Source organism: Pseudonocardia oceani (genome assembly GCF_019263585.2).
In the GTDB taxonomy this organism is placed as follows: Bacteria; Actinomycetota; Actinomycetes; order Mycobacteriales; family Pseudonocardiaceae; genus Pseudonocardia; species Pseudonocardia oceani.
On sequence record NZ_JADQDF010000001.1, the window covers coordinates 4,946,817 to 4,960,387 of the forward strand.

The 13,571-nt window shown below is 75.3% G+C and carries 10 protein-coding genes; 7 read left to right on the forward strand and 3 right to left on the reverse strand.

Features of this window, described 5'->3' with window-relative positions; genetic code table 11:
* Positions 1-65: 65 nt before the first annotated feature.
* The 4 genes from I4I82_RS24695 to I4I82_RS24710 all read left to right on the forward strand — a co-directional run bounded on the left by I4I82_RS24695 (position 66) and on the right by I4I82_RS24710 (position 6,921).
* On the forward strand, positions 66-1,148 hold the full coding sequence (locus tag I4I82_RS24695) for a histidine phosphatase family protein (RefSeq protein ID WP_218592328.1): 1,083 nt from the start codon (positions 66-68) through the stop codon (positions 1,146-1,148).
* A 16-nt stretch (positions 1,149-1,164) separates the two neighbouring features.
* Positions 1,165-2,040, forward strand: coding sequence for an IclR family transcriptional regulator (locus I4I82_RS24700; protein WP_218592327.1), 876 nt, complete (start codon positions 1,165-1,167; stop codon positions 2,038-2,040).
* A 12-nt stretch (positions 2,041-2,052) separates the two neighbouring features.
* The gene (locus tag I4I82_RS24705; RefSeq protein ID WP_218592326.1) at positions 2,053-5,496 is read left to right on the forward strand and encodes an indolepyruvate ferredoxin oxidoreductase family protein; all 3,444 of its coding nucleotides are present in this window, start codon (positions 2,053-2,055) and stop codon (positions 5,494-5,496) included.
* 573 nt (positions 5,497-6,069) lie between these two features.
* A complete protein-coding gene (locus I4I82_RS24710) occupies positions 6,070-6,921 on the forward strand; it encodes a M23 family metallopeptidase (protein WP_226370236.1) in 852 nt (283 codons plus the stop codon).
* Between the two features lies 1 nt (position 6,922).
* Here I4I82_RS24710 and sthA read toward each other — a convergent pair whose 3' ends face one another.
* Entirely contained in the window at positions 6,923-8,347 is a 1,425-nt protein-coding gene (sthA, locus tag I4I82_RS24715; protein ID WP_226370237.1) for a Si-specific NAD(P)(+) transhydrogenase, read from the reverse strand.
* A 186-nt stretch (positions 8,348-8,533) separates the two neighbouring features.
* Between sthA and I4I82_RS24720 the strand changes: the two genes are divergently transcribed.
* Positions 8,534-9,568, forward strand: a complete 1,035-nt coding sequence (locus I4I82_RS24720; RefSeq protein ID WP_218594213.1) for a DUF4192 domain-containing protein — start codon at positions 8,534-8,536, stop codon at positions 9,566-9,568.
* Between the two features lie 23 nt (positions 9,569-9,591).
* Here I4I82_RS24720 and galE read toward each other — a convergent pair whose 3' ends face one another.
* Together galE and I4I82_RS24730 are read right to left on the reverse strand one after the other, a co-directional pair.
* Positions 9,592-10,554 carry a UDP-glucose 4-epimerase GalE gene (gene galE, locus I4I82_RS24725; protein ID WP_218596051.1) on the reverse strand — a complete coding sequence of 321 codons (963 nt, stop codon included), beginning with the start codon at positions 10,552-10,554 and terminating at the stop codon, positions 9,592-9,594.
* A gap of 93 nt (positions 10,555-10,647) precedes the next feature.
* Entirely contained in the window at positions 10,648-11,355 is a 708-nt protein-coding gene (locus tag I4I82_RS24730; protein WP_172166336.1) for an iron-dependent transcriptional repressor DtxR, read from the reverse strand.
* 84 nt (positions 11,356-11,439) lie between these two features.
* Here I4I82_RS24730 and I4I82_RS24735 point away from each other — a divergent pair, with 84 nt between their 5' ends.
* Positions 11,440-12,333: a sulfurtransferase gene (locus I4I82_RS24735; RefSeq protein WP_218594739.1), complete on the forward strand. Its 894-nt coding sequence runs from the start codon at positions 11,440-11,442 to the stop codon at positions 12,331-12,333.
* A 40-nt stretch (positions 12,334-12,373) separates the two neighbouring features.
* Positions 12,374-13,543: an acetoin utilization protein AcuC gene (locus I4I82_RS24740; RefSeq protein ID WP_218596052.1), complete on the forward strand. Its 1,170-nt coding sequence runs from the start codon at positions 12,374-12,376 to the stop codon at positions 13,541-13,543.
* The last annotated feature ends 28 nt before the right edge of the window (positions 13,544-13,571 follow it).

Consider the following 13,571-nt stretch of genomic DNA (forward strand, 5'->3'; position numbering starts at 1 on the left):
GCGAGCTCACCATCAGACGCAGCAGCCCCGCGAATGCGGCCGACGAGTGCCAGCGAGGAGGACTCGTGAGCAGCCCCCACGACCCGCGCAAGCTCGACCGGTACGAGGCGCCGAACTACCTCGCGAAGTACCGGGAGCGCCAGGGCGCCGCTCCGGTCGCGAACGGCAGCAACGGCCGCGGCGGCAACAGCAGCGGCACCGCCAACAAGGCCGGGGCCGGCACCGCGACCGTCGACGACACCCCGCTCTACCTGCGCCGCTTCCGCGAGCGGGGCGCGAGCACGGCGCCTGCGTCGACCGTCGAGTTCGACGGGGCCACGTTCACACCCGCACTGGCCGAGGCCACCCGCGGCAAGGAGGTCGTGGCGCCGGTCGAGCGGCGGGCGAGCGAGAAGTTCGTCTGCGAGATCTCGATCATCCGCCACGGCATCACGCAGGGGTACTCCACCGACGCCGGCCTGACGCCGATGGGCGGCTGGCAGGCCCACCGCCGCGGCCACGAGCTGGCCCGGCGCTGGGACGCCGGTGACACGGTCCGCCTGGTCCACGCCGACACCAACCGCGCCCGCCAGACCGCCGTGCAGCTCTACAACGGCGCGCAGGACGGCATGGCGATGTGGGGCAAGGACATCACGCTCACCGAGCCGGTGCCGATCCCCGAGCTGCGCAACTTCGGGGTGTGGACCCCCGACGGCCTGCGCGACGTCACCTCGGCGTTCCGGCAGTACCAGTCGACGATGGAGAAGCTGGAGCGGATGGCCGTCGGTGACCGCCCGCGCTGGCTCGTCGAGATCGACCGCTTCTACCGCGTGCAGCTGGGCGGGGGGGACCCGATCCAGACCTGGCTGACGATCCCGCTCATGTACTTCGAGCCGCCCGCGCTGTGCGTGCGCCGGTTCTGGCGGGGCTTCCACCGGCTCATCGCGGAGAACCCCGGCGACCAGCGCATCCTCGCCGCCACGCACTCCGGCCCGATGCGCGCGTTCGCCACCTGGGCCCACGGCTACGACCCCGGCGAACCCCTCAACACCGAGGAGATCCGGGTCAAGCTGCGCGAGGGCGGCCAGACGGCCTTCGTCTCCTACCGCAACCGCGTCACCGAGGTGAACGTGCCGCCGCCGGACGAGTTCCCGGCCTGGGAATCATGACCCCGCGGGAGAGCTGATGACCATCACGGATCTCGATGAAGCGGTCCTGGATCCGGCGTCGCTGGCCCCGGACGTCCCGCTGCTGGTGCCCGATGCGTCAGCTCCCGAGCCCGAGCCGGACGGTGCCGGCGACGGCCCGCTCCGCTCGGTCTCCATCGCGATGGCGGTGCTCGGCTGCTTCGAGCGGGAGCCCGAGCTCGGGGCCACCCGCGTCGCGGCGGAGCTGGGCGTCGCGAAGAGCACGGCCTGCCGGATGCTGGCCGCGCTGGCGGCGTCGGGGATGCTGGAGCGCTCGCGCAGCGGCCGCTACCGGCTGGGCCTGCGGCTGTTCGAGATCGGCCAGCTCGCCGTCGACCGGCTGATGCTGCGCGAGCTGTCGCTGCCCGTGCTCGGCGAGCTGCGCGAGGTGCTGCGCGAGACCGCGCAGCTCGCGGTGCCCGTCGGTGCCGATGTGCTCTACGTCGACCGCCTGGAGGGCAACGGCGCCGGCACCATGTTCCACACCGAGCTCTACCGGCGCGGCCCGGGGCACTCCTCCAGCGCGGCGAAGGTCATCGCGGCCTACAACCCGTCGATGGCGCGGGCGATCCTGGACCGCGGTTTCGAGCGGCGCACGCCGTTCACGATCGTCGACCCGCAGCGCTACGCCCAGGTGCTGCGCCAGGTCCGCGTCGACGGCTTCGCGGCCTCCCGCGAGGAGCACACCATGGGGATGTCGTCGGTCGCCGCGCCGATCCTGCTGCGCCGCGGCGAGCGCACGGTGGCCGTCGCGGCGATCTCGGTGGTCGGCGGGACCTCCCGCGTGCTGGGCGCGCGGAAGGTCGCGGTCGTGCAGAGTGTCCGCAGGGCGGCGAAGTCGGTGTCGGCGGCGCTGGAGCGTTCCCAGGAGTAGAAGAGGTTCCCGATGACCCTGCAGGATTCCCGGCCGGTCGACTTCGAGCTCGCCTCGCGCTACCGCGCGGGGGCCGGGCCGGTGCTGCTCACCGGGGTGCAGGCGATCGCGCGGATGCTCGTGGAGCAGCACGCCGCCGACGCCGCGGCCGGGCTGCGCACGGCGTCGTTCGTGTCCGGGTACCAGGGCAGCCCGCTCGGCGGTCTCGACCAGACCCTCGCCAAGGCCTCCGAGCTGGAGGAGAACGCCGGGCTGCGGCTGGTGCCCGGCGTCAACGAGGAGCTGGCGGCCACCGCCGTCTGGGGGAGCCAGGTCGAGGTGCCCGGCCACGCCCGGACCGTCGACGGGGCCGTGGGCGTCTGGTACGGCAAGGCGCCCGGCGTCGACCGGGCGGGCGACCCGCTGCGCCACGGCAACATGTGCGGCGCGCACCCCCGGGGCGGTGTACTGGTCCTCGCCGGCGACGACCCGAGCTGCAAGTCCTCCACCATCCCCTGCATCAGCGAGCGCACCCTCGCGGGATACGGCCTGCCCGTGCTCTACCCCGGCACGGCCGAGGAGATCGTGCGGCTGGGCCGCTACGGCGTCGCGATGTCGCGGGCGTCGGGCATGTGGGTGGGCATGAAGATCACCGCCGACGTCGCCGACGGCCTGTTCACCGTCGACGGCTCGTGCGGCGACGTCGACATCACCGTTCCGGAGATCGAGTGGGAGGGACGGCCCTGGGAGTACCGGCAGATCCCGATGCTCGCCCCGCCCGCCTCGCTGGAGGCCGAGGCGCAGATGTACGGGCCGCGCTGGGCGATGCTGCGCGCGTTCCTGGCGGCGAACCCGATCAACGTCGTCGAGGTGGCCGGGGGTGGGCGGGACGACGGCGCTGCGACGATCGGCGTGGTCGCGGGCGGCAAGGCGTTCACCGACGTCCGGCAGGCGCTCGCCGACCTCGGCCTCGACGACGACGGCTGCCGCCGCGCGGGCATCTCGCTGCTGCGCCTGGGCATGGTCCACCCGATGGAGCGGGGCCTGCTGCGCGACTTCGCGCGCGGCCTCGACACCGTGCTCGTCGTGGAGGAGAAGAGCTCCTTCGTCGAGGCCGCGGTCCGCGACGTCCTCTACGGCCTGCCCGATGCGCCCGCCGTGCTCGGCTCGACCGACGCCGACGGCGCGCCGCTGGTGCCCGAGGCGGGGGAGCTGACGGCCGGTGCGCTGGTCGGGCCGCTGCGCCGGGTGCTGGCCGGGCGCGTCGAGCTCGAGCCCGAGCGGCGCGAGCCCCCGAAGCTGGAGCTGCTGCCCGTCGCGCGCACCCCGTACTTCTGCTCGGGCTGCCCGCACAACCGCTCCACGGTGGTGCCCGAGGGCGCCGTCGCGGGCGGCGGCATCGGCTGCCACGCGATGGTGGCGCTCACCCACCGGCCCTCCAGCGAGGTCACCTCGATCACGCAGATGGGCGGCGAGGGCGCGCAGTGGATCGGGCAGTCGCCGTTCACCGAGGCCGGGCACATGTACCAGAACATGGGCGACGGCACGTTCGCCCACTCCGGGCAGCTCGCGGTGCAGGCGTGCGTGGCGGCCGGGGTGTCGATCACCTACAAGCTGCTCTACAACCGCGCCGTCGCGATGACGGGCGGGCAGGACGCCGAGGGCGGGCTCGAGGTCCCGGCGATGGCCGCCAAGCTGCTCGCCGAGGGCGTCTCGAAGATCATCGTGTGCGCCGACGAGCCGGAGCGCTACCGCGACCTGGCTCCGCTGCCCGCGGGCGTCGACCTGTGGCACCGCGACCGCTTCGACGAGGCCCAGCGCGTACTCGCCGACGTCACCGGGGTGAGCGTGCTGGTCTACGACCAGCGCTGCGCCGCGGAGTCCCGGCGGCTGCGCAAGCGCGGCGCGCTGGCGGTCCGGCCCACGCGCGTCGTCATCAACGAGGCGGTCTGCGAGGGCTGCGGCGACTGCGGTGTGAAGAGCAACTGCCTGTCCGTGCAGCCCGTCGACACCGAGTTCGGGCGCAAGACCCGCATCGACCAGACCTCCTGCAACACCGACTACTCCTGCCTCGACGGCGACTGCCCCTCCTTCGTCACGGTCGAGCTGCCCGCCGGGAGCGCCGCCGCGCGTCCCGATCGCCGGGAGCCGCCGGCCGCGCCGGACGTCACCGTGCCCGACCACGGCGACGTGTTCCTCGCGGGCATCGGCGGCACCGGCATCGTCACGGTCAACCAGGTGCTGGCATCGGCCGCGGTGCGCGACGGGCGTGCCGTGCACGGCGTCGACCAGACGGGGCTGTCGCAGAAGGCCGGCCCGGTCACCTCCCACCTGCGCATCGCCGCCGACGCCGCCGCGCTCGGCCCGGCCAACCGCGTCGGCACCGGCACGGCCGCCTGCTACCTGGCCTTCGACGCCCTCGTCGGCGCCGACGCCCGCTACCTCGCCTACGCCTCGGCCGACCGCACGCTCGCCGTCGTCTCCACCAGCCCGGTACCCACGGGCGCGATGGTCCGTGACGCCTCGGTGGCAGCGCCCGACGTCGCCGCGCTGGTCGAGCGGATCGCCGGCACCACCCGTGCGGTCGTGCCGTTCGACGCGCAGGCCGCCGCCAACGCCCTGTTCGGCGACGCCATGCCGGCCAACCTGCTGGTCGTCGGCGCGGCCTACCAGTCCGGCGCGCTGCCGGTCACGGCCGCGGCGATCGAGTGGGCGATCGAGCTCAACGGCGTCGCGGTCGCGGTCAACACGGCCGCGTTCCGCTGGGGCCGGGCGGCGGTCGCCGACCCGGTGGCCTTCGCGGCCGCCACCGGCACCACCGCGGCCCCCGCGCCTCCCACCTGGGACGACCTGGGCGAGCTCGAGGGGGAGACCCGCCGCCTCACCGGCATCCGGGCCGCCCAGCTCGTCGCCTACCAGGGGGAGCGCACCGCGCGCGCCTACGTCCGCGAGGTGCAGGCGGCGTGGCGGGCGGAGCGGGCGCTGGGCGCCTCGGACACGGGCTTCAGCGAGGCCGTCTCCCGCGGGCTGCACAAGCTCACCGCCTACAAGGACGAGTACGAGGTGGCGCGGCTGCTCACCGACCCGGCCTTCGACGCGGTCCTCGCGGCCGAGGTCCCCGGGGCGTCGAAGCGGCGCTACCGGCTGCACCCGCCCGTCCTCAAGGCGCTGGGGCGGAACAAGAAGATCGCGTTCGGGCCGTGGATGCGCCCGGTGCTGAGCACCCTGGCCCGCGGGAAGGCGCTGCGCGGCACGCCGCTCGACCCCTTCGGCCGCACCGAGGTCCGGCGCCTGGAGCGCGCGCTGCGCGACGAGTACCGGGCCATGGTCCGCGGCCTCGCCGCCGGCCTCACCGCGGAGAACCACGCCACGGCCGTGGCCGCCGCGCAGGCCGCCGACCTGGTGCGGGGGTACGAGGACGTGAAGCTGGCCAACGTCGAGCGGTACCGCGCGAGGATCTCCGAACTCGGGCTGTGACCCACGCCCGCGGCGGGCCCCATCCGGGGTCCGCCGCCGGCGTCGTGCGCGCGGTCACGGGGGGCGGCCCTTGACGCGCGCACCGGCGGCGGTCCCGATCATCGTCCCCGTCCCGCCGGGCGCCCCCTCCCGCGACGGGCGGCACGGGCCGCTGCTCCGTTCGGCCCACAGTGGCGTCCCCCGTGCCGCCGCGGTCCCGGTCGGCGGCGAGGCACCGGCGGGGGACGGGTCGCGTCGCTGCGGTGAACGGACGGCTGCCGACGCGGCGTGTCGCGCCGGACACGCCGTTCCTGCCGTTCGGCGCCCGCCGCGGCCCGACGGCCTCAGCCGGCGACCGGACAGGTTCCGCGCCGGGCGGGTTCGGTTAGCGTCGCTCCCGGATCGATAACGGCCCGGTCACAGAACCGGACGACGGACCGCCCTCCCCAGCGGCCCGCCCGCCCCCCGACGGGAACGTCCCCGGGCCGTGTGATCCGGAAGGAAAAGGTTGTGTCACGGCACCGCTCCCCCCAGGGCCGGCGCACACGCCTCGCGCTCCCGCTGCCGACGTCCCCGGCGGCAGCGGGAGCCGGCGTGGCCCGGTCGGCGTCCCGCTCGTTCGCCGCACCGGCGTTCGCCTCGTCGGCGCTCTCGTCCGTCGGCTCCGCCACCCCGACCCGCCTGGTCGCGGTCGCCGTCGCGGGCAGCGCGCTCGCCGCGGCCGGCCAGCTCGCGCTGTCGCAGGCCCTGCCCGCCGCCGCGGAGGGCGCCAACGTCCTGCGCCTGGGCCTCGACGAGCTCCTGACGCCCGGTGTGCCGGTCGAGCAGGTCGTCGCCGCCCCACTCGTCGCCGAGCCGCTGGCCGCGGTCGCGCCGGTGGCGCCCGAGCCGCAGGTGGTCGGCGCGGCCGACCTGGTCAAGGCCGCCGAGGTGCAGCGCGTGGCCGCCGAGCAGGCCGCCCGCGCCGCCGAGGAGGCCCGCCTCGCGGAGGAGGCGCGCGTCGCCGCCGAGGCCGCCGCCGCGCAGTCCGCCGCCTCGTCGGTCGTCGCGTCGGCCGCGGGCGGGGTGCAGATGCTCGTCGGCCGGATCACCTCCGGCTTCGGTGCCCGCTGGGGCAGCTCCCACCAGGGCCTCGACATCGCCGCCCCGATCGGCACCCCGATCCACGTGCCGCTCGCCGGCACCGTGATCAGCTCCGGCCCGGCCGGCGGCTTCGGACAGTGGGTCCGCGTCGAGCACGCCGACGGCACGGTCACCGTCTACGGCCACATCAGCCGCTCGCACGTCCGCGTCGGGCAGAGCGTGGCCGCGGGCGACGTCATCGCCGACGTGGGCAACGAGGGCCAGTCCACCGGCCCGCACCTGCACTTCGAGGTCGTCGCGCCGGGCGGCAGCAAGGTCAACCCGCGCCCGTGGCTCGACGAGCGCGGGATCGGCCTCACCTGAGTCAGCCGGTGAACGCCTCCAGCGCCCGGATCTTGTTGGTGACGTCGAGCGCGGCGACCTTGTAGGCCTCCGACAGCGTCGGGTAGTTCAGGACGGTGTCGACGAGGTAGTCGACGGTGCCGCCGCAGCCCATGATCGCCTGGCCGATGTGCACCAGGTCGGTGGCGTTGGTGCCGAAGACGTGCACGCCCAGCAGCGTCCCGTCCTCGGTGGAGACGAGCAGCTTGAGCATCCCGTAGGAGTCGCCGACGATGGCGCCGCGGGCGAGCTCGCGGTAGCGCGACATCCCCACCTCGTAGGGCACCGACGACGACGTCAGCTCGGCCTCGGTCTTCCCGCAGTAGGAGATCTCGGGCACCGTGTAGATGCCGATGGGCTGCAGCTCCTGCAGCTCGCGGACCGGTTCGCCGAACGCGTGGCAGGCCGCGAGGCGGCCCTGGTCCATGCTCGTGGCGGCCAGCGCGGGGAAGCCGATGACGTCGCCGACGGCGAAGATGTGCGGCACCGACGTGCGGTACTGCGCGTCGACGCCGATCCGCCCCCGCTTGTCGGCCTCCAGCCCGGCGGCGGCGAGGTCGAGCTCGTCGGTGACGCCCTGGCGGCCCGCGGAGTACATCACCATGTCGGCGGCGATCCGCTTGCCGCTGGCCAGGCTCGTGACCGTGCCCTTCGCGGTGATCTCCACCTTCTCCACCTCCTCGCCGAAGCGGAAGGTGACGGCCTGGTCGCGCAGGTGGAACTTGAGCGACTCGACGACCTCGGGGTCGCAGAACTCCAGCATCTGCGGGCGCTTCTCGACGACGGTGACGCGGGTGCCGAGCGCGGCGAACATCGACGCGTACTCGATGCCGATGACGCCCGCCCCGACCACGACCAGCGAGCCGGGGACGCGCTTCATGTCCAGCACGCCGTCGGAGTCCATGACGTGGCCGTCGTCGAACTCCACCTCCGGGGGCCGCGCGGGGCGGGTGCCCGTGGCGATCACGATGTTCTCGGCGGTGACCGTGTTGTGGTCGCCGCGGGCCTCGCCCTGCACGGTCACGGTGTGCGCGTCGACGAACCGGGCCGTGCCGCCGAGCAGGTCGACGTGGTTGCGCAGCAGCTGGTTGCGGATCACCTCGACCTCGCGTCCGACGACGTGCGCGGTGCGCGCGAGCAGGTCGCAGATCGTGATCTCGGACTTCAGGCGGTAGCTCGCGCCGTACATGTCGCGCTGCGCGAACCCGGTCAGGTACAGCACGGCCTCGCGCAGCGTCTTGGACGGGATGGTGCCCGTGTTGACGCAGACACCACCCATCATGTGCCGCCGCTCGGCGACGCACACGCGCTTGCCCAGCTTGGCGGCGGCGATCGCGGCCTTCTGACCACCCGGGCCGGAGCCGATCACCATCAGGTCGTAGTCGTACACGGGGGTCTCCTCGGTCACGCGCCCAGCGTCACGGGCGGGGGCCCGGCGGGCAAGCGGGGGAGGTTAACAGTGCACGACGACAGTTCCGCGGAACCCGTCCACAGGCCGCCCCGGAACGGCCCCCGCAGGCCCGCGGGACCCGACCGTCCACAGGATGTCGATCATGCTCTGGCCCGGCGACCGGCCCCGCCGCACGCTGGCGCCATGACCTCCGTCGCGGACCCCGCACCCACCCTCCTGCGCCTGGGCAGGCCGGCCGACCTCGTCGCCGCCGTGCCCGTCGTCCTCGGCTTCCGACCCCGCGAGTCCCTGGTGCTGGTGGCCACGGGCGGCCCGTCGGGCCGGCGCGTCGGGTTGACGCTGCGGGTCGATCTCCCACCTCCGCCCCAGGTCCGCGACGTCGTCGCGCACGCCGCCGAGGCGCTGGGCTCCGACTCGCCCGTCGGCGCGGCGGTGATCGTCGTCGGCGCGCGGGCGCGGGAGCGCACCGACGTCGTCGACGCGGCGGTCGACGCGCTGCACGAGCGCGAGGTCGCGGTGCACACGGCCGTCTGGGCCGAGCACACCGGCGGCGGCGCCCGGTGGGGCTGCTACGGGGCGTGCGGGTGCACCGGGGTGCTGCCCGAGCCGGGCGGCACCGAGCTCGACGCGGCCGCGGTGCTGGCCGGGGCGGTGGTGCGGGCCGACCGGGAGGAGCTCGAGCAGCTCGTGGTGCCGGTCGACCCGGTCCGGATCCGGCGGCGGGAGCGGCTACTGGTCGCCGCCACCGACCCCGGCGACCCCGACGCCGGCGTCCACGACGGCACCGACGCCGAGCACCGCGCGGTGCTCGACGCCGCGCTCGCCGACGCCGCCGCCGGCCGCTGCGTGATCGACGATCGGCGCGCGCTGGCGCTCACGGCCGCACTGACCCGCCCGACCGTCCGCGATGCCGTGCTGGTGCGGTGCGCGGAGGCGTCCGGCCCGGGCGGGGGGCCGGGCCTGCCCGGCGCCGAGACGCTGTGGGCCGCCCTGTGCCGGGAGCTGCCCGATCCCGAGGCGGCCGAGCCCGCGGCGCTGCTGGCCGCCGTCGCGCTGCTGCGCGGCGACGGCGCCCTGGCCAACGTGGCGCTCGACCGCGCCGAGCGGAGCTGGCCCGGCCACCGGCTCACCCGGCTGCTGCGCTCGGTCGCGGCGGTGCCGCTGCGGCCCGCGCAGATCCGGGAGTGCCTGCTCGGCGGCGGGGCGGGGGAGCGGTGAGCGCCGCTGCGGGTTCCCGCCGCTCAGGCGGGGCGGTGCTCCTGGGCGAAGCGCCAGGCGTCGGCCACGATGGAGTGCACGCCGGTGTGCGCGCGCTGCCAGCCCGTGGCGGCGGTGATCGCGTCGCTGGAGGCCACGAGCACCGCCGGGTCGCCGGCGCGGCGCGGCGCGGTCACGGCGGGGATCGGGTGCCCGGTCACCTCGCGGCAGGCGTCGATCACCCCGCGCACCGAGAAGCCCGTGCCGCTGCCCAGGTTGTAGATCGCGTGCGTCCCCGGCGCGGCGTGGTCGAGCGCGAGCAGGTGGGCCGCGGCCAGGTCGTCGACGTGCACGTAGTCGCGGATGCAGGTGCCGTCGGGGGTGGGCCAGTCGTCGCCGAACACCTGCACCGACCCGCGCTGCCCGGACGCCACCTGCAGCACGATCGGGATGAGGTGGGTCTCGGTGCCGTGCCGCTCGCCGAACCGGCCGTGCGCGCCGCCCACGTTGAAGTACCGCAGGCTCACCGCGGCCAGCCCGTGGGCGCCGGCGTAGGAGGTGATGGCGTGGTCGATGGCCAGCTTGCTCGCGCCGTAGGGGTTGGTCGGGCGGGCCGGCGCGTCCTCGCGGATCGGCACCTGCTCCGGCTCGCCGTACGTGGCGGCCGTGGAGGAGAACACCAGGCGCGGCGTGCCGTGGGCCCGCACGGCCTCCAGCAGTCGCAGCGACGTCACGACGTTGCCCGACCAGTACCGCTCGGGGCTCACCACCGACTCGCCGACCAGGGAGCGCGCCGCGAAGTGCAGCACACCGTCGAAGCCCGCGGCGAGCACGTCGCCCGCGGCCTCGCCGACGTCGCCCTCCACGAACGCCACCCCGTCGGGTACGGCGTCGCGGTGCCCGGTCGAGAGGTCGTCGAGCACCGTCACGTCGTGGCCGTGCTCGACCAGGTGGGCGGAGCACACGCTGCCGATGTATCCGGCGCCACCGGTGACGAGCAGCTTCACGGGACTCCTCCTGGGACGGCTTCGGGGCGGCCACACCGTCCCACGCCGCCCCGGGCGCCCGTGCACCAGATCCCGGCGCCCGCGCAGCGGCTCCTAGCGGGCGCGCACCAGCACCGCGTGCGCGATGAGCGGCGCCACGGAGGATCCCTCGCCCTCCGACGTCACCGGCACGGCGTCGCCGAAGCGGGAGATGGAGTGCACCTCGACGTCGTGCCCGGGGACGATCCCCGAGCCCTTCAGCTCCGCCATCAGCGTGGCGTCCATCTGCACGTGCTCGGCGATCCGGCGCACCTCGACGGTGCCGCCGCCGCGCCGCGCGAACTCGTCGAGCCGCTGCAGCCCCACCTCGAGGGTGGGCGGGCCGCCGGGTGCCGACTGGTGCTGCGCCAGCTCGTCGAGGCCCGGGATCGGGTTGCCGTAGGGGGAGATCGTGGGGTTGTCCAGCAGGGCCACGAGCTTGCGCTCCACGGCGTCGCTCATCACGTGCTCCCAGCGGCACGCCTCGGCGTGCACCAGCTCCCACTCCAGGCCGATCACGTCGGTGAGCAGGCGCTCGGCCAGGCGGTGCTTGCGCATCACGGCCACGGCGCGGGAGCGGCCCGCGTCGGTGAGCTCCAGGTGGCGGTCACCCGCCACCACCACCAGCCCGTCGCGCTCCATGCGCGCCACGGTCTGGCTCACGGTCGGGCCGCTCTGGCCCAGCCTCTCGGCGATCCGCGCCCGCAGGGGCACGACGCCTTCCTCCTCCAGCTCGTAGATCGTGCGGAGGTACATCTCGGTGGTATCGATGAGCTCGTTCACGCACTCGGCCCCTTCGTCGTCCGCCATCCTATCCGGGCAACGCCCCCGAGGTCGTCCCGCATCCCGGACCGCCCGGCGGGCAGGATGTGCCCCGTGCCTGCAGCAACGAGCCCGCTGATCCGTCCCGCCGAGCTGTCCGCCCTCCTCGAGGGTGCCCCCGACGCCCCGCGACCGGTCGTGATCGACGTGCGCCGGCCGCCGGTGGCCGGTCCGGGCGGTCCGCCGGGGCGCGAGGAGTACGCGGCCTCGCACGTCCCGGGCTCGGTGTACCTCGACCTCGACACCGACCTCGCGTCCCCTCCGGGACCGGAGGGCCGCCACCCGCTGCCCGAGCCCGGGCGCCTGCAGGACGCGCTGCGCGCGGCCGGGGTGCGCGGCTCCTCGCACGTCGTGGTGCTCGACCACGGCGACGCCACGATGGCCGGGCGCGCGTGGTGGCTGCTGCGCTGGGCCGGGCTGCCCGCGGAGCGCGTGCAGGTGCTCGACGGAGGCTGGGCGGCGTGGACCGCCGCGGGCCTCCCCGTCACCGGGGAGCCGACGCCGCCGGTGGCGGGTGACGTCGTGGTCGAGCCCGGGTCGGTCCCCGTGCTCGACGCCGACGGTGCGGCGGGCGTCGTCGACGCGGGCGGCGCACTGGTCGACGCCCGGTCGGGCCCGCGGTTCCGCGGCGAGACCGAGCCGCTCGACCCGGTGGCGGGCCACGTGCCCGGCGCGGTCAACCTGCCCGCCGCCGAGCTGCTCGGGCCCGACGGCTTCTGGCCGGAGCCGGAGGTGCTCGCGGAGCGACTGCGCGCCCTGGGCGTGCGCGACGGCGACCCGGCCGCCGCCTACTGCGGTTCGGGCGTCACGGCGGCGGCGCTGGTGCTCGCGGCCGAGCACGCCGGGGTGCGGCGGGCAGACGACCCGCTCGCGCTCTACGTCGGCTCCTGGTCGAACTGGTGCGCGCTCGGGCGGCCCGTGGCGACGGGCGGCGCGTGAGGGTGCCGCACAACGCCCCCGATCGCCTACGGTCGCGGTCATGAGTCCCCGCACCTCGGTGGTCTGGACGCCGGAGTTCCTGAGCTACCAGCTCTCCGACGACCACCCGCTCAACCCCGTGCGCCTCGACCTCACGATGCGCCTGGCCGCCGGGCTCGGCGTGCTCGACGGCGTCGAGGTCCTGGCCCCGGAGCAGGCGAGCGACGAGGACCTCCTGCGGGTCCACGTGCCCTCCTACCTCACGGCGGTCCGCAGCGCGCCGCACGAGCCCTTCGGCGTCGGCCACGGGCTCGGCACCGAGGACAACCCGATCTTCCTCGACATGCACGAGGCCAGCGCCCTGATCGCGGGCGGTTCGCTGCTCGCGGCGCGGGAAATCGCCGAGGACCGCGCCGACCGCGCGGTCAACCTCGCGGGCGGGCTGCACCACGCGATGGCCGACCGCGCCGCCGGGTTCTGCGTCTACAACGACTGCTCGGTCGCGATCGCATGGCTGCTGGAGCAGGGCTACGAGCGCATCGCCTACGTCGACGTCGACGTCCACCACGGCGACGGCGTGCAGGCCGCGTTCTACGACGACCCGCGCGTCATGACGATCTCGATGCACCAGCACCCGCTGACGCTGTGGCCGGGCACGGGCTGGCCGGGGGAGTACGGCAAGGGCGACGGCGCGGGCTACGCGGTGAACGTGCCGCTGCCCCCCGGCACCGGCGACGCCGGCTGGCTGCGCGCCTTCCACGCCGTGGTGCCGTCGCTGCTGGAGTCGTTCCGGCCGCAGGTGCTGGTCACCGAGTGCGGCGCCGACACCCACTCCGACGACCCGCTGGCGAACCTGGAGCTCTCGATCGACGGGCAGCGGGCGATCTACCGCTCGCTGCGCGACCTGGCCGAGCGCACCGCGGGCGGCAAGTGGTTGGTGCTGGGGGGCGGCGGGTACTCGCTCTTCCGGGTGGTGCCCCGCTCCTGGACGCACCTGCTGGCGACGGTGCTGGACCGCGACGTCGACCCGGCGCGGCCGCTGCCGGCCGACTGGGTCGCGCACACCGCGGGCCTGACCCGGGAGGCCCTGCCCACGTCGATGACCGACGGGAAGGACCCCTCGTTCGCCCCGTGGGGTGATGTCGCGGAGCGGGTCGACACCGCGATCCTGGAGACCCGCCGCGCGGTCTTCCCGCTGCACGGCCTCGACCCCGACGACCCCCGCGACTGACTCCCCGCACCCCCGCGCCCACCGGACA

Coding starts and splice junctions, on each gene's coding strand:
- I4I82_RS24700 (WP_218592327.1), top strand. CDS start 1,165: ATGACCATCACGGATCTCGATGAAGCGGTCCTGGATCCGGCGTCGCTG.
- I4I82_RS24705 (WP_218592326.1), top strand. CDS start 2,053: ATGACCCTGCAGGATTCCCGGCCGGTCGACTTCGAGCTCGCCTCGCGC.
- I4I82_RS24740 (WP_218596052.1), top strand. CDS start 12,374: ATGAGTCCCCGCACCTCGGTGGTCTGGACGCCGGAGTTCCTGAGCTAC.
- I4I82_RS24735 (WP_218594739.1), top strand. CDS start 11,440: ATGTGCCCCGTGCCTGCAGCAACGAGCCCGCTGATCCGTCCCGCCGAG.
- I4I82_RS24720 (WP_218594213.1), top strand. CDS start 8,534: ATGACCTCCGTCGCGGACCCCGCACCCACCCTCCTGCGCCTGGGCAGG.